This is a genomic window from Pseudomonas sp. NLJ1 (assembly GCF_049486705.1).
GTDB lineage: Bacteria > Pseudomonadota > Gammaproteobacteria > Pseudomonadales > Pseudomonadaceae > Aquipseudomonas > Aquipseudomonas inefficax.
Genome location: NZ_CP137735.1, coordinates 3894485 through 3912328, shown reverse-complemented (window position 1 = coordinate 3912328; position 17844 = coordinate 3894485). Strand labels below are relative to the sequence as shown.

Genomic DNA, 17844 nt, shown 5'->3' with positions numbered 1-17844 from the left:
AAGGGCCTTCGGTCAGCCTTGTGGCAGTTTTACCTGTACCACGGCCACCGGCTGGTCGAGCCAGTCGGCGAAGCTGTCGAGAAAGGCCTGGGTAAACCCGGCCTCGCCCCAGTTGTTGAAGATGAACCCCAGGTTGGAAAAGGCACATGGCTGCAGGTAAATGAAGCCATTGATGTCATCTTCGAACCCGCACAACGGGCAGGTGAAGTTGTCGCTCACCGCCGGCATCCATTCTTCCAGGCTTTCGAACAGCGGCTCGCCCACCTCGCGCCGGCACTCGGGGCAACCGGCCTCTTCGAGGAAACCTTCGGTAGGGGTATAGATGCAGCGTTTGAGCATCACCTCCAGGCCGTTGACTTGCTCGCCGAAGGGCAGTTTTTGCGGGTGCAGGGCCACTTTGCGGGCCCCTTCGGCCAGGGCATGGCCCATGCGGTTGCCGGTGCGGCCACAGGTGGTCAGCTGTTCCTCGACCACTTTCTCGCGCACCAGCCAGCGCAGGATGGCGCGGGCACGGGCTTCGTGCACCGGGACGGTAGACAGCTTGGGAACGATGATGCTCTGGGTGTTCATGAACGGGACAAGCCTGAAAAACTGCGGTAATGGCGCAATTCTACCGCCTGCTCAGGCGCTGAGATAGCGACCGATCAACGCCAGGCCGCTGGCCAGCACCAGCCACGTGACCAGGCGCACGAAGGCTTCGCGGGACAGCCGATGGGTAAGCCTGCGCCCCGCCCAGAGGCCGACAAGCATGACCGGCAACAGGCAGGCGGCGAGCAGCAGCAGGCTTGGGTCGGCATACACGCCAGCGATCAGGAACAGCGTCAGACGCACCACGGTACTGCAACTGATCAGCGCGCTCTGGGTGGCGCGTACCTGCTCCTTGGCCTCCAGCCGGGCACTCAGGTACAGCGCATAAAGGAAGCCGCCGCTGCCGAACAAGGCACCGAACAGCCCGCCTGCCGTACCCATGGGCATTGCCCAGAAACCGGACAGGCTGGCCGGCCGCACCTTCACCGCTAGCCCGTACACGGCATAGGCCGTGACGAACAGGCCCATCAGCAGCAGCAACAGGTCGGACTTCAGCTGCAGCAGGAATACCACACCCAGCGTGCAGCCAATGGCCATGAACGGCAGTAGCCGCAGCAGTTCGCTGCGCACGACATCGCGGCGCGAGGGCAACAGGTTGCCGAAGGCTGCGACGAAGTCCAGCAGCACCAGCAGCGGAATGATCCGCGACAGCGGCATGAAGTGGATCAGCACTGGGCCGGCCACCAGCGCGGTGCCGAAGCCGGCGATACCGAAGACGATGTAGGCAACGCCGACACCAAGCAGGATGGGTAGCCAGTCAAGGCCGGAAAACGATAGTTGGGCGAGCATGGCAACGATTCCTCGGAAGACAGGCAAAGGTTAGCCAGCCACGAGCCATGCCGACTAATATGCCTTTATCGCCACACCCATCTCGAAAAGGCATGACATGACGTCGATTCGCCAGTTGCGTTACTTCGTGGAAATCGCCGAATGCGGCAGCTTCAGCGCTGCCGCCGAGCGGCTGTACATCGCCCAGTCGGCGCTGAGCCGACAGATCAAGGAGTTGGAGCAGCAACTGGGTACGCCACTGTTCGAGCGCACCGCGCGTCTGCCACGCCTGACCCTGGCCGGCCAGGCTTTGCTGGAACGGGCACGGCGCTTGCTGGCCGACCTGGCGCAGGCGGAACGGGTGACCCGCGATATTGGCGAAGGGTTGCAAGGCAGCCTGCGCCTGAATCACTCCAGTACCGTGCCGCTGACTGGCCCGTTGCTGGCTCGCCTGGGCGGCTACCTGCAGGGCAACCCGGGGATTGCGCTGGAGATTGCGCAGCAGTCGTCGGAGGCGCAGCTGGAGGATATCGCTGCCGGGCGGCTGGATATCGGCCTGTTGCGCTTGCCGGTGCTGCGCCAGCATGAAGGGGTGCTGCTGCATGAACTGTTCAGCGAACCCCTGCTGCTGGCTGTGGCCGCCGGGCATCCCTTGGCCAGCGCGCCACAGGTAAGGCTGGAACAGCTGCGGGAAGAGCGCTTCATTTCCATTCCGCACCGGGACCGTGGCGGGCTGAGCTACCTGTCGGCCTCGATGTGCATGGAGGCGGGCTTTTTCCCACGCGCGGCGCAGGTACTGTCGCGCAAGACCACCCAGTTGCAGCTGATTCAGGCGGGGTTTGGGGTGGCGTTGTTGCCGGAATGCATGCGTGAAATTGCGCCTGCCTCAGTCAGCTTCGTGGCGCTGGAGGGAGGGTGTGAGAGTACTGTGGCGATGGCTTGCAGGCGGGATGCAGGTTCGATGGTGCGCCAGTTCGTGACGGCGATGCAGGCCTGAAGGGCCGGCCCCATAGAACTGCACATAACTCATTGAATTGGCAGGGGCCCTGTGGGAGCGGCTTTAGCCGCGAACACCGGCGCAGCCGGTGCCATGCACCGCGTTGGATTCTTCGCGGCTAAAGCCGCCCCCACAGGGTATGCGGATTGCTTGCACTTTCAGTTATCTACGCGACAGCGCAGCCCAAAGGGCTGGGCCGGCGACAGGGCCAGGACAGACAACCGGGGCCGATGTCCTTTATGATGCCCGCCATGATCAGAGACCCTTTCGAACGACTCGGCCTGGACCGCGAGGTCCTTACCGTCAGCCAACTCAACGGCCGCGCCCGTGTGCTGCTGGAAGACGTGTTCCGCAGCGTGTGGGTGGAAGGCGAGATATCCAACCTCGCCCGCCCTGCGTCCGGCCACATGTACTTCACCCTGAAGGACAGCGGCGCGCAGGTGCGCTGCGCGCTGTTCCGGCAGAACGCCACGCGGGTGCGCCAGGCCCTGCGCGACGGCCTGGCGGTGCGGGTACGCGGCAAGGTTTCGCTGTTCGAGGGGCGTGGCGATTACCAGCTGATTCTCGACACTGTCGAGCCGGCCGGCGACGGCGCCCTGCGCCTGGCCTTCGAGGCACTGAAAGAGAAGCTGGGTGCCGAGGGGCTGTTCAGCGCCGAACGCAAGCGGCCGCTGCCGGCCCACCCGCAGCGCATCGGCATCATCACCTCGCCCACTGGCGCGGTGATCCGCGACATCATCAGTGTGTTCGGTCGCCGTGCCCCGCAGGTGGAACTGAACCTGATCCCCACCGCAGTACAGGGCCGCGAAGCCATCGCCCAGATCGTGCGCGCCATCCGCCTGGCCGACAGCCTCGGGTTCGATGCGCTGATCCTGGCCCGGGGCGGCGGCTCGCTGGAGGACTTGTGGTGCTTCAACGAAGAAGCCGTGGCGCGGGCCGTGGCTGCCTGTGTCACGCCGATTGTCAGCGCTGTAGGCCATGAGACCGATGTATCGATCAGCGACTTCGTCGCCGACATGCGCGCCCCCACACCCTCTGCCGCAGCCGAACTGCTGGCCCCCGACAACAGTGGCCTGCAGCAACGGCTGGATGGCCTGCAACGGCGCCTGTTGCTGCGCATGCAGAACCGCCTTACCCACGACCGCCTGCGCCTGGAGTCGCTGACCCGACGCCTGCGCCACCCGGGCGAGCGCCTGCGCCAGCAGGCCCAGCGTCTGGACGACCTGGACATGCGCCTGCGCCGTGCATTCATGCTCAACCTCAACCAGCGCCATCAGCTGCTGGCACGCCTGGACACCCGCCTGGCCGCGCAGCACCCGGGGCGCACCCTGAAACTGCTGGGCCAACGCCTGGACAGCCTGGCCGAGCGCCTGCCACGGGCGATGCGCGAAGTGCTGAAGGACCGCCGCCAGCGCTTCCAGGCCCAGTTGCAGACGCTGCAGGTGGTCAGCCCGCTGGCCACCCTCGCCCGCGGCTACAGCATTCTGCTGGACGAACAGGGCCAGGCCATCCGCAGCGCCGAACAGACCCGCAACGGCCAGCGCCTGACCGCCCGCCTGAACGAAGGCGAGCTTTTGGTGCGAGTCGAAGACAACCACCTGACCCCGGTCACCCTCTCACTTCTGGACTGACACATGCCCCGCCTGCTCGCGCCCCTGCTTGCCCTTTCCCTCCTGCTGCTGACCGGTGGCGCCCAGGCCAGCTACATCACCCGCACGCTGAACAAGCCGGTACCCGGCGGCGTGGCGGTGGTCGACCTTGGCCCCGCAGCCAGCGCGCCCAGCGCCCGCTTCGACGGCAAACCGGTGCTGGTGGTGAAGGAGCAGGACAACTGGCTGGCCATCGTCGGCATCCCGTTGACCCAAAAGCCCGGCACTGCGGTGCTGAGCCAGGGCGGCCGTACCCTGCCTTTCAGCGTAGGTAGTAAAAAGTACCCCGAGCAGCGCATCACCCTGAAGAACACCCGCCAGGTCAACCCGAACCCGGCCGACCTCAAGCGCATCGACCGTGAGCTGGCCGAGCAGATAAAGGCTTACCGCAGCTTCAGCCCCACCCTGCCCAGCAACCTGATCCTCGACAAGCCGGTAAGCGGCCCGCTGTCGAGCAAGTTCGGCGTGCGCCGCTTCTTCAATGGCGAAGAACGCAACCCGCATGCCGGGCTGGATTTCGCGGTGCCGGCAGGCACGCCAATCAAGACCCCGGCCAATGGCAAGGTGATCCTGGTGGGCGATTACTTCTTCAATGGCCGCACGGTGTTCGTCGACCACGGACAGGGCTTTATCAGCATGTTCTGCCATATGTCGAAGATCGATGTGCAGGTTGGGCAGCAGCTGCGCCGGGGCGAAGTGGTCGGGCGTGTGGGCTCGACCGGGCGGGCTACCGGGCCGCACATGCACTGGAACGTCAGCCTGAATGATGCGCGGGTGGATCCGGCGATATTCATTGGGGCGTTCCAGCCCTGAGATCTGAGTTGGCAGTACTGGCCCTTTCGCGGGTAAACCCGCTCCCACAGGGATAGCGCTGCACCTGTGGGAGCGGGTTTACCCGCGAAAGGGCCAGCACAGTCGACATCAGTTCAACTGTGTTGCGCCATCGAAAAATACCGCGCAAAAATAAAGAAGCACTCAGTAAAATAAAGCCATAAAATCTCGCCTATTGGTATTTTTTAAGCATTCCTCTCAATTTTTTCTGAACGCTTGCCATCCCCCACCCCACTGGTTAGGGTTGAAAGCATGAAAACCTTCAGCACCCTCATCCTGCTCCGACAACATCGCAGCCTCTGCCTGGTCAGCGCCCGACTACCAGGCTGAATCGCGTCGCCTCGCCTTTACATCTCGTTATCGCCCGGCAGGCCCGATCTCGGCCGCACACAAAAGGATTGCTTCCATGACCATGCTCAAAGACCCTTCGAAGAAATACCGCGCTTTCCCGACCATCGACCTGCCTGACCGTACCTGGCCGTCGAAGACCATCACTGCCGCACCAATCTGGTGTAGTTCCGACCTGCGTGATGGCAACCAGTCGCTGATCGAGCCAATGGATTCGGAGAAGAAGCTGCGTTTCTGGAAGACCCTGGTGCAGGTTGGCGTGAAGGAAATCGAAGCCTCGTTCCCGTCCGCCTCGCAGACCGATTTCGACTTCGTGCGCATGCTGATCGAAGACGGCCACATCCCGGACGACACTACCATCCAGGTGCTCACCCAGGCCCGTGAAGACCTCATCGCCCGCACCTTCGAATCGCTGCGCGGGGCGAAAAAGGCCATCGTCCACCTGTACAACGCCACCAGCCCGTCGTTCCGCCGCATCGTCTTCAACCAGGACAAGCAAGGCGTGAAGGACATTGCGGTGAACGCAGCCAAGCTGTTCGTCAAGTACGCCGCCCAGCAGCCGGAAACCCAGTGGACCTTCCAGTACTCGCCGGAAACCTTCAGCGCCACCGAGATGGAGTTCGCCAAGGAAGTCTGCGACGCGGTGATCGAGGTGTGGAACCCGACGCCTGAGCACAAGATCATCCTCAACCTGCCGGCCACCGTGGAAGTGTCCACGCCGAACATCTACGCCGACCAGATCGAGTGGTTCTGCCGTAATGTCAGCCGTCGCGACAGCGTAATCATCAGCCTGCACTGCCACAACGACCGTGGCACTGGCATTGCCGCCACCGAGCTGGGCCTCATGGCCGGTGCCGATCGCGCCGAAGGCTGCCTGTTCGGCAACGGCGAGCGTACCGGTAACGTCGACCTGGTGACCCTGGCATTGAACCTCTACACCCAGGGCATCGACCCGCTGCTGGACTTTTCCGACATCGACGGCGTGCGCAAGGTGGTCGAAGAGTGCAACCAGCTGCCGGTGCACCCACGCCACCCATACGTGGGCGACCTGGTCCACACCGCGTTCTCCGGCTCGCACCAGGACGCGATCCGCAAGGGCTTCGCCAAGCAGCAGGAAGGCGAGCTGTGGGAAGTCCCTTACTTGCCGATCGACCCGGCCGACATCGGTCGCAGCTACGAGGCAGTGATCCGCGTCAACAGCCAGTCGGGCAAAGGCGGTATCACCTACCTGCTCGAACAGGAATACGGCATCAGCCTGCCACGCCGCATGCAGATCGAATTCAGCCAGGTGGTACAGGGTGAAACCGACCGCCTGGGCCTGGAAATGACCGCCCAGCAGATCTACAGCCTGTTGCACAAGGAATACCTCCAGGCCAACGCCCCTTACGCGCTGGTCAGCCATCGCCTGCAGGAAGAGAACGGCCATAGTGCCGTGGAAGTGGAAGTCGCCGGTGAAGGCGAAACCACCCTGCACTGGCGTGGCAAGGGCAACGGCGCCCTGGAGGCGCTGGTGGCCGGCCTGCCGATTGCCGTGGAGATCATGGATTACAACGAGCATGCGATTGGCGCCGGTACCAATGCCAAGGCGGCGGCCTACATCGAACTGCGCGTGGCCGGTGGCCGCCCGGTACATGGCGTGGGCATCGATGAAAACATCACCACGGCCAGTTTCAAGGCACTGTTCAGCGCACTGAACCGCTCGCTGAGCCAGCAGGAAGCCAAGGCAGCCTGAGCCCTGGTGTGATTAATGAAGAAGCCCGCATCGTTTGATGCGGGCTTTTTTGTGTGCCTGTGCCGGCCTCTTCGCGGGTGAACCCGCTCCCACAGGGATCGCGCTGCACTCAGCAACTGTACAGTACCTGTGGGAGCGGGCGAGCCCGCGAAAGGGCCCCCACAGGCAATGCAAAGACTGCAGGCAAAAAAAAGGGGCGCCGACCAAGCGCCCCATAAGCCGTAAAGCACACAACAAATTCAGTTGGCGTCCAGCAGCGCCATCGCTTCCGCACTGCACGCTTCGATTCGCGCCCAATCGCCGTTCTTGATCCAGCTGCTGTCGAGCATCCAGGTGCCACCCACACACATCACATTGGGCAGCGCCATGTAGTTGCGCACGTTGGCCGGGTTCACACCGCCCGTAGGGCAGAAACGAATATCGCCGAACGGGCCACCGAAAGCCTTGATCGCCGCAACGCCGCCACTGATCTCCGCCGGGAACAGCTTGAAGCGGCGGTAGCCCAGGGCGTAGCCCATCATGATTTCGGACGGCGTGCTGATACCTGGCAGCAGCGGGATCTCGCTATCCACACCGGCTTCGAGAATATCCTGGGTGATGCCTGGGGTAACGACGAATTGCGCACCCGCAGCTTCAACCGCGGCGAACATGCCGCGATCGAGCACGGTGCCGGCACCGACACAAAGCTCCGGGCGCTGCTCGCGCAACACCTGGATGGCCTTCAGGCCGTGCTGCGAGCGCAAGGTCACTTCCAGGGTACGGATACCGCCGGCGGCCAGGGCGTCAGCCAGCGGCAGGATATCTTCCTCGCGGGCAATGGTGATCACCGGCAGGATGCGCGCCTTTTCGCAAATGGCGTCGATCCGTGCGGCTTTGTCGGCCATCGAGAGCTTGGGCTGTGGGCGTTCGAGGGTGGTCATGACTGTGGATCCTTGGCTCATGGGCACCAGTAGATGTCCAGGGGGGCGTGAAGAAAAGCGCGAATCGGCATTTCGGTAAGGTCGTTGCCAGCCAGCGCGGCGCGCAGGGTAGCGAGTTTGCCCTGCCCTTGTACGGACAGCGCGGTAAAGGCAGAGGTGGCCAGCAGCGAGCGGGTCATCGACAGGCGCTGGTGCGGCACGCTCGGTGCCAGCAAAGGCAGGCAGCGGCGCGGGCTGGCCAGGTCGAGGCCTGCTTCCAGGTTGGGACTGGCGGGGAACAGCGAGGCGGTATGGCCATCATCCCCCATGCCCAGCACCAGTACGTCGATCGGCGGCAGCTCGGCCAGGGCCTGGTCGGCCTTGTCCGCAGCGGCATCGAGGTTTTCCGCCTGCTGATACAGGCCAACGAAGCGGGCCTTGGCCGCTGCACCCTTGAACAGGTGACGGGCCAGCAGGCCGGCGTTGCTGTCGGCGTGCTCCACCGGCACCCAGCGCTCATCGGCCAGGCTGACGGTGACTTTGCCCCAGTCGAGGCTTTCGCCGGCCAGTTTCTCGAGGAAAGGTACCGGGCTGCGACCGCCCGACAGCACCACGCAGGCCTGACCCTTGGTGGCAACGGCTGCACGCAGGCGCTCGGCCACGTCATGGGCCTGGGTGGCCGCAAGCGCGGCCGCATCCGCCAGTTCATGGACGTTCACAACCGCTGGCAGTTTCAGTTCAGATATCCCCATACCACGCCCTCCCATCGCGTGTGATCAGTGCAATCGAGCTCATCGGCCCCCAGGAGCCTGCCGCATATGGCTTGGGTGCATCGCCCGCGTTACGCCAGCCGGCGATCAGCTGGTCGCACCACTTCCAGGCATACTCGATTTCGTCCTTGCGCACGAACAGGTTCTGGTTGCCGCGCATCACTTCGAGCAACAGCCGCTCGTAGGCATCCGGAATCCTTGCACTGCGCCAGGTATCGGAGAAATTCAGCTGCAACGGGCCGCTGCGCAGTTGCATGCCTTTGTCCAGGCCCTGCTCCTTGGTCATCACCCGCAAAGAGATGCCTTCGTCCGGTTGCAAGCGGATGATCAGCTTGTTACCGATCTGCAAACGCTGTTCCGGGGCGAAGATGTAGTGCGGGGTTTCCTTGAAGTGGATGACGATCTGCGACAGCTTCTGCGGCATGCGCTTGCCGGTACGCAGGTAGAACGGCACCCCCGACCAGCGCCAGTTGCGGATGTCGGCACGCAGGGCGACGAAGGTTTCGGTGTCGCTCTGGGCGTTGGCGTTGTCTTCTTCCAGGTAACCGGGCACCGGCTTGCCATCGCTGTAGCCGGCGATGTACTGACCGCGCACCACACGGGTGCTCAGCCCTTCACCGGTGATCGGTGCCAGGGCCTTGAGTACCTTGACCTTCTCGTCACGGATGGCATCGGCCGACAGTTCGCTGGGCGGGTCCATGGCGATCAGGCACAGCAGCTGCAGCAGGTGGTTCTGGATCATGTCGCGAAGCTGGCCGGCCTTGTCGAAGTAGCCCCAGCGGCCTTCGATACCGACCTTCTCGGCGACGGTGATCTCCACATGGGAGATGGAGTTCTGGTTCCACTGGGTTTCGAACAGGCTGTTGGCGAAACGCAGGGCGATCAGGTTCTGCACCGTTTCCTTGCCCAGGTAGTGGTCGATACGGTAGACCCGGCCCTCCGGGAAGAACCGTGCCACGGCATCGTTTACCCGGCGCGACGACTCCAGGTCGTGGCCGATGGGCTTCTCCAGCACCACACGGGTGCGTGCGGCCAGCCCGGCCTTGTCGAGGTTTTCGCAGATGGCCCCGTACACCGCCGCAGCGGTGGCGAAGTAGGCAATCAGCGGCAGCTCGCCAGGCAACTGCTCGGCCAGGGCCTGGTAGCCCTCGGGCTGGAGGAAGTCCAGATGCTGGTAGCTCAGCCTGGCAAGGAAACGGCCCAGCGCGGCGGGCTCGATATCGGCCTCGGGTACATGCCGGCGCAGGTGCGCTTCGATGCTGTCCAGGTGGCCCTGCGCACTACCTGCCTCGCGGGCCAGCGCCAGCAGGCGGGTTTCCGGGTGCAACAAGTTGGCCCGGTCAAGCTGGTAAAGCGCAGGAAACAGCTTGCGCAATGCCAGATCGCCGAGGGCGCCAAACAGGGCAAAGGTGCAAGGTTCGACACTGATTGCAGCCATGATGTTGGTTCTTTCCTAAAGTTGGTCTAGGAATACCGCTTTCACATACGGTTTTCAAGGGATAATGTAGTAAAAACCACAACATTACACGCAAGTGTTACAGACAAGTGGTACGCCAACCGCGCCGACAGTACGATAGACGACCGTGCAAAAAGCCTGCTGCTTCCACAGCCGGCTGTCTTCCCGACCCAAGGACACACCCATGGACCGCGTGCGAAACCTCCTGGAACAGATCCAGGGCCGCCTCGACGAGCTGAACAAGGCCGAACGCAAAGTCGCCGAAGTCATCCTGCTCAACCCGCAACAAGCCACCCGCTTCAGCATCGCTGCGCTGGCCCAGGCGGCCAAGGTCAGCGAACCGACTGTCAACCGCTTCTGCCGCTCGTTCGGCGTCAGCGGCTACCCCGAGCTCAAGCTGCAGCTGGCGCAGAGCCTGGCCAGCGGCGCCGCCTACGTCAGCCGCGCGGTGGAGGCCGACGATGACCCGGCAGCCTACACCCAGAAGATCTTCGCCAGTGCCATCGCCTCGCTCGACAGCGCCTGCCAGCAGCTCGACCCGCAGCAGGTCAGCCGCGCCGTGGACATGATGATCCAGGCCCGGCAGATCCACTTCTTCGGCCTGGGCGCCTCGGCCCCGGTGGCGCTGGATGCCCAGCACAAGTTCTTCCGCTTCAACCTGGCAGTATCGGCGCACGCCGACGTGCTGATGCAGCGCATGCTGGCCTCGGTGGCGCACACCGGCGACCTGTTCGTGATCATCTCCTACACCGGGCGTACCCGCGAACTGGTCGATGTGGCCCGCCTGGCCCGAGAGAACGGCGCCTCGGTGCTGGGGCTGACCGCCGCCGGTTCGCCACTGGCCAATGCCTGCAGCCTGAGCCTGCACATTCCGCTGCCCGAAGACACCGACATCTACATGCCGATGACCTCACGGATCATCCAGCTGACCGTGCTCGATGTGCTGGCCACCGGCATGACCCTGCGCCGCGGCGTGGACTTCCAGCCGCACCTGCGCAAGATCAAGGAAAGCCTCAACGCCAGCCGCTACCCGATCGAGGACGACGAGCTCAGCTAAGCCGGTGCGCCTGCAGGCGCAGGTGGGCACGCTGCCCCGGCGCCAGGCTCAGGCCCTCGCCACCGCCGCTGGCAGCCTCGACGCAGACGAAGCGTTGGCATTCACGCCCGGTCACGCCCATCAGCGGGCGATTGCCCGGGTGCCAGACCACCGTGTCGTCGCTGTCACCGGTATCGATGCATAGCTCGCGCTGCCAGGCCGGGTCCTGCAGTTGCACCCGCGGCGTGCCGGGGTAGACCTTCTGGCAGCCGCCCTTGAGCTTCAGCGCGCCATCCTCACGGCAGGCCTGACGGTTCAGGCGGTCGTAGCCTTCGATATCCTCGAGCCCGGACAGCGCTATCTCGGACACGTCACTGATGCGCCAGTAGGCCAGCAGGGCATGGCTCAGCTGGCAGGGTTCGCTGTCCTGGTGCTCGGTGCTCAGGCTCAGTTCCATGCGGCTACCCAGCCGGGCGTGCAGGTCGACCTGCCAGTCGCACAGGTCCAGCCGCCATTTCAGGGTTACGCCCTCTTCGTCCTCCCGGCTGCCCACCAGCTTCCAGTCGAGCAGGCGCGCCCAGCCATGGGCCGGCCACAAGTCCTCGCTGGGGTGGCGGCCATACCATGGCCAGCACACCGGCACACCACCGCGGATCGCCCCAACCTGCGGCCACTGCTCGGCGCACCACAGCCAGGGCCGTTCACCCGCCGGTTGAAAATGCAGCAATTGCGCACCCTGACGGCTGAACACCGCCTGGCAACGGGGATGGTCGATGATCAGCACATCGCGCTGCTGGTAACGCTCCCACTCGAATGTCGGCCGCGGCCGCTGCGAGGTGAAGAAGCGATGGAGCGGATGTTCGGGCATGGTTCAGAGCTCTTGTTGTTTGAGATAGCGCTGTCTCGGCCTATCCCCGACAACCACTGAAGACCAGTGGGTGCCGGGTACCGAAGTGGATTGGCGTAAATTTACAACAATTGCTCTCAGAATGACGACTGAATCTTCAAACCTGCGACCAGCGCGTTGTCCACCTCATCCACCCCGCCCGGGCTCTTGATGTATTGCAGGTTGGGCCGCACGGTCAGCCAGTTGGTAACGTGGAAGCCGTAGTAGAGCTCGGCGTTGTACTCGGTACGCTGCAGCGGTACGAAGCCCGGGTTGTCGTAATCGCTGATGCCGCTCTGGGCGTTGAGCAGTTCGGCGCGCTTCTTCACATCGTCATTCACATGAATGCGCGCCACGCCGAAGCCGATATCGTCCTTGGGCCGGGCGTCGAAGGCGCCTTTGTAGACCAGGCCAACCTGCTGGTAGTTATCGACCACGTTGGTGGCCTTGTCGTGCACGGTGAAGTTGGCGAACAGGCTCAGGCCACGGTTTACGTCGCCGCCATGGGCAGTGACCTGCTGCTGTGCCACTACCCACCAGCCATGCTTGCTGGAGTGCGACTTGAAGGCTTCGCCCGTGAGCGCCTGCGGGTTGCCGTTGACATCATCGAACACATCGTCGGCCTTGGCCGTGCTGTAGTAGTAACCCAGGCGGTATTCGCCCGGCAGGCCGTTGACCTTGGGTGACCACACCGCCTCCACCGGCAGGATAGCGCCTTTGGTGCCGCTGCCACTGAGCTTGAAGCCGTTGCCGGTTTCCAGGTTGGAAGGGTTCTGCTCGAAGGCACCGACCTGAACGAAGAATTCCGGGGTGATGTTGTATTTCACCCGCAGCGCCCACTGGCTGACCGGCCAGTTGTACCAGATACCGCCGACCCAGTTGCCCACCTGCGAGCCGCAGAAGGCCAGGTTCTGGAAGTCGCAGGGGAAGCTGTTGAAGTCCTCGCCCTCGCCGAAGCGGCCGAATTTCACGTCCAGTGCACCGTCGAAGTACTTCTGCTTGACCCACATCTGGGTCAGGCGCCAGGTCTGGCCGCGGCCCCACACTTCCTGCACCGAGCTGAACTGCCCGGCGCGCGGGTCGCTGATGCGGTCGTTGGACAGGTTGCGGCCGCTGCGCTCGGTGATCGCCAGCTTGAACTCGGCATCGTGCCAGCCGAAGATTTTCTGCAAATCCAGGTGCGCGCCGAGGGCGAACTGGTCGCTGTAGCGCGCGGTCTTGTCGTCGTTGTAACCACCGTGCAGGTTGCCGGCAACCTCACCGACATAATCGAGGGTGAAGTCATAGCCCTTTTCCAGCAGCTCGGTGCGGGTGCCGCCCCAATCGCCGGTCATCCACTTCGATTCGCTGGAAAAGGCCTCGGCAGCCTGCGCGCCGCTGCCGGCGGCCATCGCCAGTGGAGCGAGCAAGGCCAGCGAGCCCAATGTCCTGATGCGTTTGCGCTGTTCCATCCCTTTACGTCCTCTTTTTTCTTATTGACGGTGTAGACGAGTTATCGGCCTTTGAAGTGCGCCACGTTGTCTTTCATGGTTGCGGCAGTAGTGGCCAGGTGCAGGCGCTCGCCGCTGGCGGCGTCGAACAGCAACACCCGGGCCGGGTCGAATTGCAGGTTCAGGCTGTCGCCGACCCGGCACGCCACATCCGGCGCCAGGCGGCAGCAGACCTTGGTCTGGTTGAGGGTGACGAACACCAGCAGGTCCGGCCCGGTGGGCTCGGTTACCTGCACCTCGGCGCGGATGCCCGGCATGCCGTTGCCCTCCCCGGAGCCCAGCGCGATCTGCTCGGGGCGGATTCCCAGAATGATCTCGCGCCCCTCGAGTTCGTCGGCACCCAGCCCCAGAGGCAGTTCGCAGCGCGCCTGGCCGCTGTCGAGCAGCGCCAGCAGGCGGCCATCCTGTTTGGTCAGGCGCACCGGGATGAAGTTCATCGGCGGCGAACCGATGAAGCTGGCGACGAACTGGTTGGCCGGGTCGTTGTAGATCTGCTGTGGGGTACCGAACTGCTGGATGATGCCGTCCTTCATCACCGCCACCTTGTCGCCCAGGGTCATGGCCTCGATCTGGTCATGGGTGACGTACACGGTGGTGGTCTTCAGGCGCTGGTGCATCAGTTTCATTTCGGTACGCATCTCGACGCGCAGCTTGGCATCGAGGTTGGACAGCGGTTCATCGAACAGGTAGATCTTCGGCCGCCGTGCCAGCGCCCGGCCCATGGCCACACGCTGCTGCTGGCCACCGGACAGCTGCGCCGGCTTGCGCGCCAGCAGGTGCTCGATCTGCAACAGCTTGGCCACCCGCGCCACTTCCTCGTCGATGGCGGCCTGGGGCAGCTTGCGGATCTTCAGGCCGAACTCGATGTTCTCGCGTACGCTCATGGTCGGGTACAGCGCGTAGGACTGGAACACCATGGCGATGTCGCGGTCCTTGGGGCTCATGCCGCTGACGTCCTGCTGGTCGATGAGAATCGCACCGCCGGTGATCTGCTCCAGCCCGGCGATGCAGTTCATCAAGGTCGACTTGCCGCAACCAGACGGGCCGACCAGAATCAGGAACTCGCCGTCCTTGATCGACAGCTGGATGTCCTTGAGGGTGTCCGGCAAGCCGCTGCCGTAGGTCTTGTTCACATTGCGAAGTTCGAGCGTTGCCATGACTTACCCCTTTACCGCGCCAGCAGTCAGCCCGCGGACGAAATATTTGCCTGCCACCACGTAGACCAGCAGGGTTGGCAGGCCAGCGATCATCGCCGCCGCCATGTCGACGTTGTATTCCTTGGCCCCGGTGCTGGTGTTGACCAGGTTGTTCAGGGCCACGGTTATCGGTTGCGAGTCGCCGCTGGAGAACACCACGCCGAACAGGAAATCGTTCCAGATCTGGGTGAACTGCCAGATCAGGCAGACCATGATGATCGGCGTGGACATCGGCAGGATGATGCGGCGAAAGATGGTGAAGAACCCGGCGCCGTCCAGGCGCGCAGCCTTGACCAGCGCATCGGGGATGCTCACGTAGAAGTTGCGGAAGAACAGCGTGGTGAAGGCCAGGCCGTAGACCACGTGCACCAGTACCAGGCCAGTGGTGGTGCTGGCCAGGCCGAGCTTGCCGAGGGTGAACGAGGCCGGCAGCAGCACGGTCTGGAACGGCAGGAAGCAGCCGAACAGCAGCAGGCCGAAGAACAGCTGCGAACCGCGGAAGCGCCACATCGACAACACATAGCCGTTCAGTGCGCCAATGGCGGTAGAGATCAGCACCGCTGGCACGGTGATCATGATCGAGTTCCAGAAGTAACCGCTGACCGTGCTCCAGGCCTTCACCCAGCCGATGCCGGTAATTGCCGCCGGCCAGCTCAGCAGGTTGCCGGTGCTGATGTCTTCCGGGGTCTTGAAGCTGGTCAGCAGCATCACCACCAGTGGCACCAGGTACAGCAGCACCGCCAGCAACAGCACCGCATGGATGGCGATGCGGCTCGGGCTCGGCACCACTTTGTCGAGAGGGCTATGCATGGCGTTTGCTCCGCAGCTCCGAGTACAGGTAAGGCACGAGGATGGCCAGGATCGCACCGAGCATGAGGATGGCGCTGGCCGAGCCCATGCCCATCTGACCGCGGCTGAAGGTGAACGAATACATGAACATCGCCGGCAGGTCGGACGAGTAGCCTGGGCCGCCGGCCGTCATGGCTGCCACCAGGTCGAAGCTCTTGATGGCAATGTGCGAAAGAATCATCAGCGAGCTGAAGAACACCGGGCGCAGGCTGGGCAGCACCACGCGCCAGTAGATGCGCGGCAGGCTGGCGCCGTCGATCTGCGCGGCGCGGATGATCGACGGGTCGACGCCACGCAGGCCGGCGAGGAACATTGCCATGATGAAGCCCGAGGCCTGCCACACGGCAGCGATCACCAGGCAGTACACCACCCGGTCAGGATCGATCAGCCAGTCCAGGCGAAAGCCCTCCCAGCCCCAGTCGCGCAGCAGCTTGTCCAGGCCCATGCCGGGGTTGAGCAGCCATTTCCAGGCGGTGCCGGTGACGATCATCGACAGCGCCATGGGGTACAGGTAGATGGTGCGGATGAAACCTTCGCGACGAATGCGCTGGTCCAGCAAGACCGCCAGCACTACGCCGATGACCAGGCTGATGACGATGAACAGGCCGCCGAACAGCAGCAGGTTCTTGCTTGCCACCCACCAGCGGTCGTTGTCGAACAGCCGGGCGTACTGCGCCAGGCCGGCCCATTTGTAGGTCGGCAGGAAGGTCGAAGTGGTGAAGGACAGGACGAAGGTCCAGAGGATGTAGCCGTAGAAGCCCACCAGGACGATGAACATGCTTGGGGCCAGTACCAGCTTGGGCAGCCAGCGCTGTAGCGCGTCCAGGGGTGAGGCCCGCAGTTGGGCGGTTGCTGTGGTCATGGTTCACCTCGAAGGCGCCGCACTCCCCTGTAGGAGCGGCCTTGTGTCGCGATGGGCTGCGCAGCAGCCCCAAAGGACTCAAGGTCGATTACCTACCTTAAAGATCGAGTGCGCAGGTTATGGGGCTGCTGCGCAGCCCATCGCGACACAAGGCCGCTCCTACAACGGGATCGCGTCAGCTTTACTGGGCAGCCTTGATCGCCGCTGCCAGTTTCTTCGCCGCATCGGCCGGGTCGGCCTTGGGGTCGTTGATGTAGTTGGTCACCACATCGAAGAACGCGCCCTGCACGGCCAGCGTGGTAGCCATGTTGTGCGCCATGCTCGGCTGCAGGCCGCCGGTCTTGGCGTCGGCCAGGAAGTCCTTGGCAGAGGTTTGCGCACAGGCGTCGAAACCGTACTTGCCCATGTCGGCAAGCATGTCGTTGCGCACCGGGATCGACCCCTTGTTGGTGCTGAAGACCTTCTGGAAGTCCTCGCCCAGCACCTTGCGGGCAATATCCTGCTGGCCGGCCGAGGTGCCGGCGTCGTTCTGCTTGAACACCACCAGTGAGTCGATGTTGTACAGGAAGGCCTTGTCGGTGCCGGGGAATGGCACGCACTGGTAATCCTTGCCGGCGGTTTTCTTCGCCAGGGTCCATTCGCTCTTGGCCCAATCGCCCATGATCTGCATGCCGGCCTTGCCATTGATGACCTTGGCCGCTTCCAGGTTCCAGTCCTGGCCTTTGCCATCCGGGTCCATGTAGGTGGCGACCTTCTTCAGTTCGGTCAGCGCCTTGACCATCTGCGGGCCGGTCAGGGCCGTGCTGTCGAGGTCGACCAGGGCCTTCTTGTAGCCATCGGCCCCCATCACCGCCAACACCACGCTTTCGAACACGGTGCTGTCCTGCCACGGCTGGCCACCATGGGCGAGCGGGATGAAGCCGGCAGCCTTGAGCTTGTCGGCGGCGGCATAGAATTCGTCGAGGGTGGCTGGCGCCTTGTCGATGCCGGCCTTCTTGAAGACGTCGGGGTTGATCCACAGCCAGTTGATGCGGTGGATGTTCACCGGCACGGCGACATAGTCACCGTCGTACTTGACGGTGTCTGCGACCTTCTTGTCGAGCAGGGAGTCCCACTTTTCGTCCTTGGCCACGCCCTTGAGCACATCGGCGTCGAGCAGGCCGGTAGCCGCCCAGTCCTGGATGTCCGGGCCCTTGATCTGCGCGACACCCGGCGGGTTGCCTGCCACGGCGCGGCTCTTGAGCACGGTCATGGCGGTGGCACCACCACCACCGGCGACGGCGCCGTCCTTCCAGGTGAAGCCATCCTTTTCGACCTGGGCCTTGAGCACATCGACCGCCGCTTTTTCACCACCGGAGGTCCACCAGTGCACCACCTCGACACTGCCTTTGGGTTCGGCAGCCAAGGCACTCAGCGGGAACAAGGAGGCCAGTGAGATTGCGGCAGCGAGACGGAGCGTGGAATTCATCGAAGCACCTTTCTTGTTG

Annotated in this window: 16 protein-coding genes; 5 read left to right on the top strand and 11 right to left on the bottom strand. The window is 63.6% G+C overall.

Features of this window, described 5'->3' with window-relative positions; translation table 11 throughout:
- Positions 1–12 precede the first annotated feature (12 nt).
- On the bottom strand, positions 13–570 hold the full coding sequence (locus R9B85_RS17730) for a sugar ABC transporter ATPase (protein ID WP_112250875.1): 558 nt from the start codon (positions 568–570) through the stop codon (positions 13–15).
- Between the two features lie 51 nt (positions 571–621).
- Positions 622–1377, bottom strand: a complete 756-nt coding sequence (locus R9B85_RS17725; RefSeq protein WP_112250873.1) for a sulfite exporter TauE/SafE family protein — start codon at positions 1375–1377, stop codon at positions 622–624.
- Positions 1378–1474: 97 nt separating this feature from the next.
- On the opposite strand from R9B85_RS17725, the gene R9B85_RS17720 reads away from it, so the two are divergent.
- The 4 genes from R9B85_RS17720 (at position 1475) to leuA (ending at position 6913) form a co-directional block, all read left to right on the top strand.
- Positions 1475–2353, top strand: coding sequence for a LysR family transcriptional regulator (locus R9B85_RS17720; RefSeq protein WP_326431957.1), 879 nt, complete (start codon positions 1475–1477; stop codon positions 2351–2353).
- Positions 2354–2604: 251 nt separating this feature from the next.
- Positions 2605–3984, top strand: coding sequence for an exodeoxyribonuclease VII large subunit (xseA, locus tag R9B85_RS17715; RefSeq protein WP_112251138.1), 1380 nt, complete (start codon positions 2605–2607; stop codon positions 3982–3984).
- 3 nt (positions 3985–3987) lie between these two features.
- Complete coding sequence (locus R9B85_RS17710) at positions 3988–4815, top strand: M23 family metallopeptidase (RefSeq protein ID WP_112250869.1); 828 nt, start codon at positions 3988–3990, stop codon at positions 4813–4815.
- A gap of 424 nt (positions 4816–5239) precedes the next feature.
- Positions 5240–6913: a 2-isopropylmalate synthase gene (gene leuA, locus R9B85_RS17705; protein WP_112250867.1), complete on the top strand. Its 1674-nt coding sequence runs from the start codon at positions 5240–5242 to the stop codon at positions 6911–6913.
- 239 nt (positions 6914–7152) lie between these two features.
- On the opposite strand, the gene R9B85_RS17700 is transcribed toward leuA, so the two are convergent.
- Genes R9B85_RS17700 through zwf form a run of 3 tightly spaced genes read right to left on the bottom strand, consistent with a single transcriptional unit; the run spans position 7153 to position 10020 of the window.
- Positions 7153–7833, bottom strand: a complete 681-nt coding sequence (locus R9B85_RS17700; RefSeq protein ID WP_112250863.1) for a bifunctional 4-hydroxy-2-oxoglutarate aldolase/2-dehydro-3-deoxy-phosphogluconate aldolase — start codon at positions 7831–7833, stop codon at positions 7153–7155.
- 17 nt (positions 7834–7850) lie between these two features.
- The gene (gene pgl, locus R9B85_RS17695; protein ID WP_112250861.1) at positions 7851–8564 is read right to left on the bottom strand and encodes a 6-phosphogluconolactonase; all 714 of its coding nucleotides are present in this window, start codon (positions 8562–8564) and stop codon (positions 7851–7853) included.
- The gene (gene zwf, locus R9B85_RS17690; RefSeq protein ID WP_112250859.1) at positions 8551–10020 is read right to left on the bottom strand and encodes a glucose-6-phosphate dehydrogenase; all 1470 of its coding nucleotides are present in this window, start codon (positions 10018–10020) and stop codon (positions 8551–8553) included. Before zwf ends, pgl begins: the two co-directional genes overlap by 14 nt.
- A gap of 211 nt (positions 10021–10231) precedes the next feature.
- Between zwf and hexR the strand changes: the two genes are divergently transcribed.
- The gene (gene hexR, locus R9B85_RS17685; RefSeq protein WP_181457315.1) at positions 10232–11095 is read left to right on the top strand and encodes a DNA-binding transcriptional regulator HexR; all 864 of its coding nucleotides are present in this window, start codon (positions 10232–10234) and stop codon (positions 11093–11095) included.
- On the opposite strand, the gene R9B85_RS17680 is transcribed toward hexR, so the two are convergent.
- The 6 genes from R9B85_RS17680 to R9B85_RS17655 form a co-directional block, all read right to left on the bottom strand.
- A complete protein-coding gene (locus R9B85_RS17680; RefSeq protein WP_112250855.1) occupies positions 11088–11942 on the bottom strand; it encodes a D-hexose-6-phosphate mutarotase in 855 nt (284 codons plus the stop codon). The two genes, hexR and R9B85_RS17680, sit on opposite strands and share 8 nt — an antisense overlap.
- Positions 11943–12058: 116 nt before the next feature.
- Positions 12059–13351 (bottom strand): carbohydrate porin, encoded by a 1293-nt coding sequence (locus R9B85_RS17675; protein ID WP_252192062.1) that lies wholly within the window; start codon positions 13349–13351, stop codon positions 12059–12061.
- 101 nt (positions 13352–13452) lie between these two features.
- On the bottom strand, positions 13453–14607 hold the full coding sequence (locus R9B85_RS17670; protein WP_112250851.1) for an ABC transporter ATP-binding protein: 1155 nt from the start codon (positions 14605–14607) through the stop codon (positions 13453–13455).
- 3 nt (positions 14608–14610) lie between these two features.
- Complete coding sequence (locus R9B85_RS17665; protein ID WP_112250849.1) at positions 14611–15456, bottom strand: carbohydrate ABC transporter permease; 846 nt, start codon at positions 15454–15456, stop codon at positions 14611–14613.
- A complete protein-coding gene (locus tag R9B85_RS17660) occupies positions 15449–16357 on the bottom strand; it encodes a carbohydrate ABC transporter permease (RefSeq protein ID WP_112250847.1) in 909 nt (302 codons plus the stop codon). Before R9B85_RS17660 ends, R9B85_RS17665 begins: the two co-directional genes overlap by 8 nt.
- A 181-nt stretch (positions 16358–16538) precedes the next feature.
- Complete coding sequence (locus R9B85_RS17655) at positions 16539–17825, bottom strand: ABC transporter substrate-binding protein (protein ID WP_207878926.1); 1287 nt, start codon at positions 17823–17825, stop codon at positions 16539–16541.
- Positions 17826–17844 lie beyond the last annotated feature (19 nt).

What these genes read in the sequence shown, in the direction of transcription:
- R9B85_RS17730 (WP_112250875.1), bottom strand. Translation starts at nt 570, where the DNA reads ATGAACACCCAGAGCATCATCGTTCCCAAGCTGTCTACCGTCCCGGTG.
- R9B85_RS17725 (WP_112250873.1), bottom strand. Translation starts at nt 1,377, where the DNA reads ATGCTCGCCCAACTATCGTTTTCCGGCCTTGACTGGCTACCCATCCTG.
- R9B85_RS17720 (WP_326431957.1), top strand. Translation starts at nt 1,475, where the DNA reads ATGACGTCGATTCGCCAGTTGCGTTACTTCGTGGAAATCGCCGAATGC.
- xseA (WP_112251138.1), top strand. Translation starts at nt 2,605, where the DNA reads ATGATCAGAGACCCTTTCGAACGACTCGGCCTGGACCGCGAGGTCCTT.
- R9B85_RS17710 (WP_112250869.1), top strand. Translation starts at nt 3,988, where the DNA reads ATGCCCCGCCTGCTCGCGCCCCTGCTTGCCCTTTCCCTCCTGCTGCTG.
- leuA (WP_112250867.1), top strand. Translation starts at nt 5,240, where the DNA reads ATGACCATGCTCAAAGACCCTTCGAAGAAATACCGCGCTTTCCCGACC.
- R9B85_RS17700 (WP_112250863.1), bottom strand. Translation starts at nt 7,833, where the DNA reads ATGACCACCCTCGAACGCCCACAGCCCAAGCTCTCGATGGCCGACAAA.
- pgl (WP_112250861.1), bottom strand. Translation starts at nt 8,564, where the DNA reads ATGGGGATATCTGAACTGAAACTGCCAGCGGTTGTGAACGTCCATGAA.
- zwf (WP_112250859.1), bottom strand. Translation starts at nt 10,020, where the DNA reads ATGGCTGCAATCAGTGTCGAACCTTGCACCTTTGCCCTGTTTGGCGCC.
- R9B85_RS17680 (WP_112250855.1), bottom strand. Translation starts at nt 11,942, where the DNA reads ATGCCCGAACATCCGCTCCATCGCTTCTTCACCTCGCAGCGGCCGCGG.
- R9B85_RS17675 (WP_252192062.1), bottom strand. Translation starts at nt 13,351, where the DNA reads ATGGCCGCCGGCAGCGGCGCGCAGGCTGCCGAGGCCTTTTCCAGCGAA.
- R9B85_RS17670 (WP_112250851.1), bottom strand. Translation starts at nt 14,607, where the DNA reads ATGGCAACGCTCGAACTTCGCAATGTGAACAAGACCTACGGCAGCGGC.
- R9B85_RS17665 (WP_112250849.1), bottom strand. Translation starts at nt 15,456, where the DNA reads ATGCATAGCCCTCTCGACAAAGTGGTGCCGAGCCCGAGCCGCATCGCC.
- R9B85_RS17660 (WP_112250847.1), bottom strand. Translation starts at nt 16,357, where the DNA reads ATGACCACAGCAACCGCCCAACTGCGGGCCTCACCCCTGGACGCGCTA.
- R9B85_RS17655 (WP_207878926.1), bottom strand. Translation starts at nt 17,825, where the DNA reads ATGAATTCCACGCTCCGTCTCGCTGCCGCAATCTCACTGGCCTCCTTG.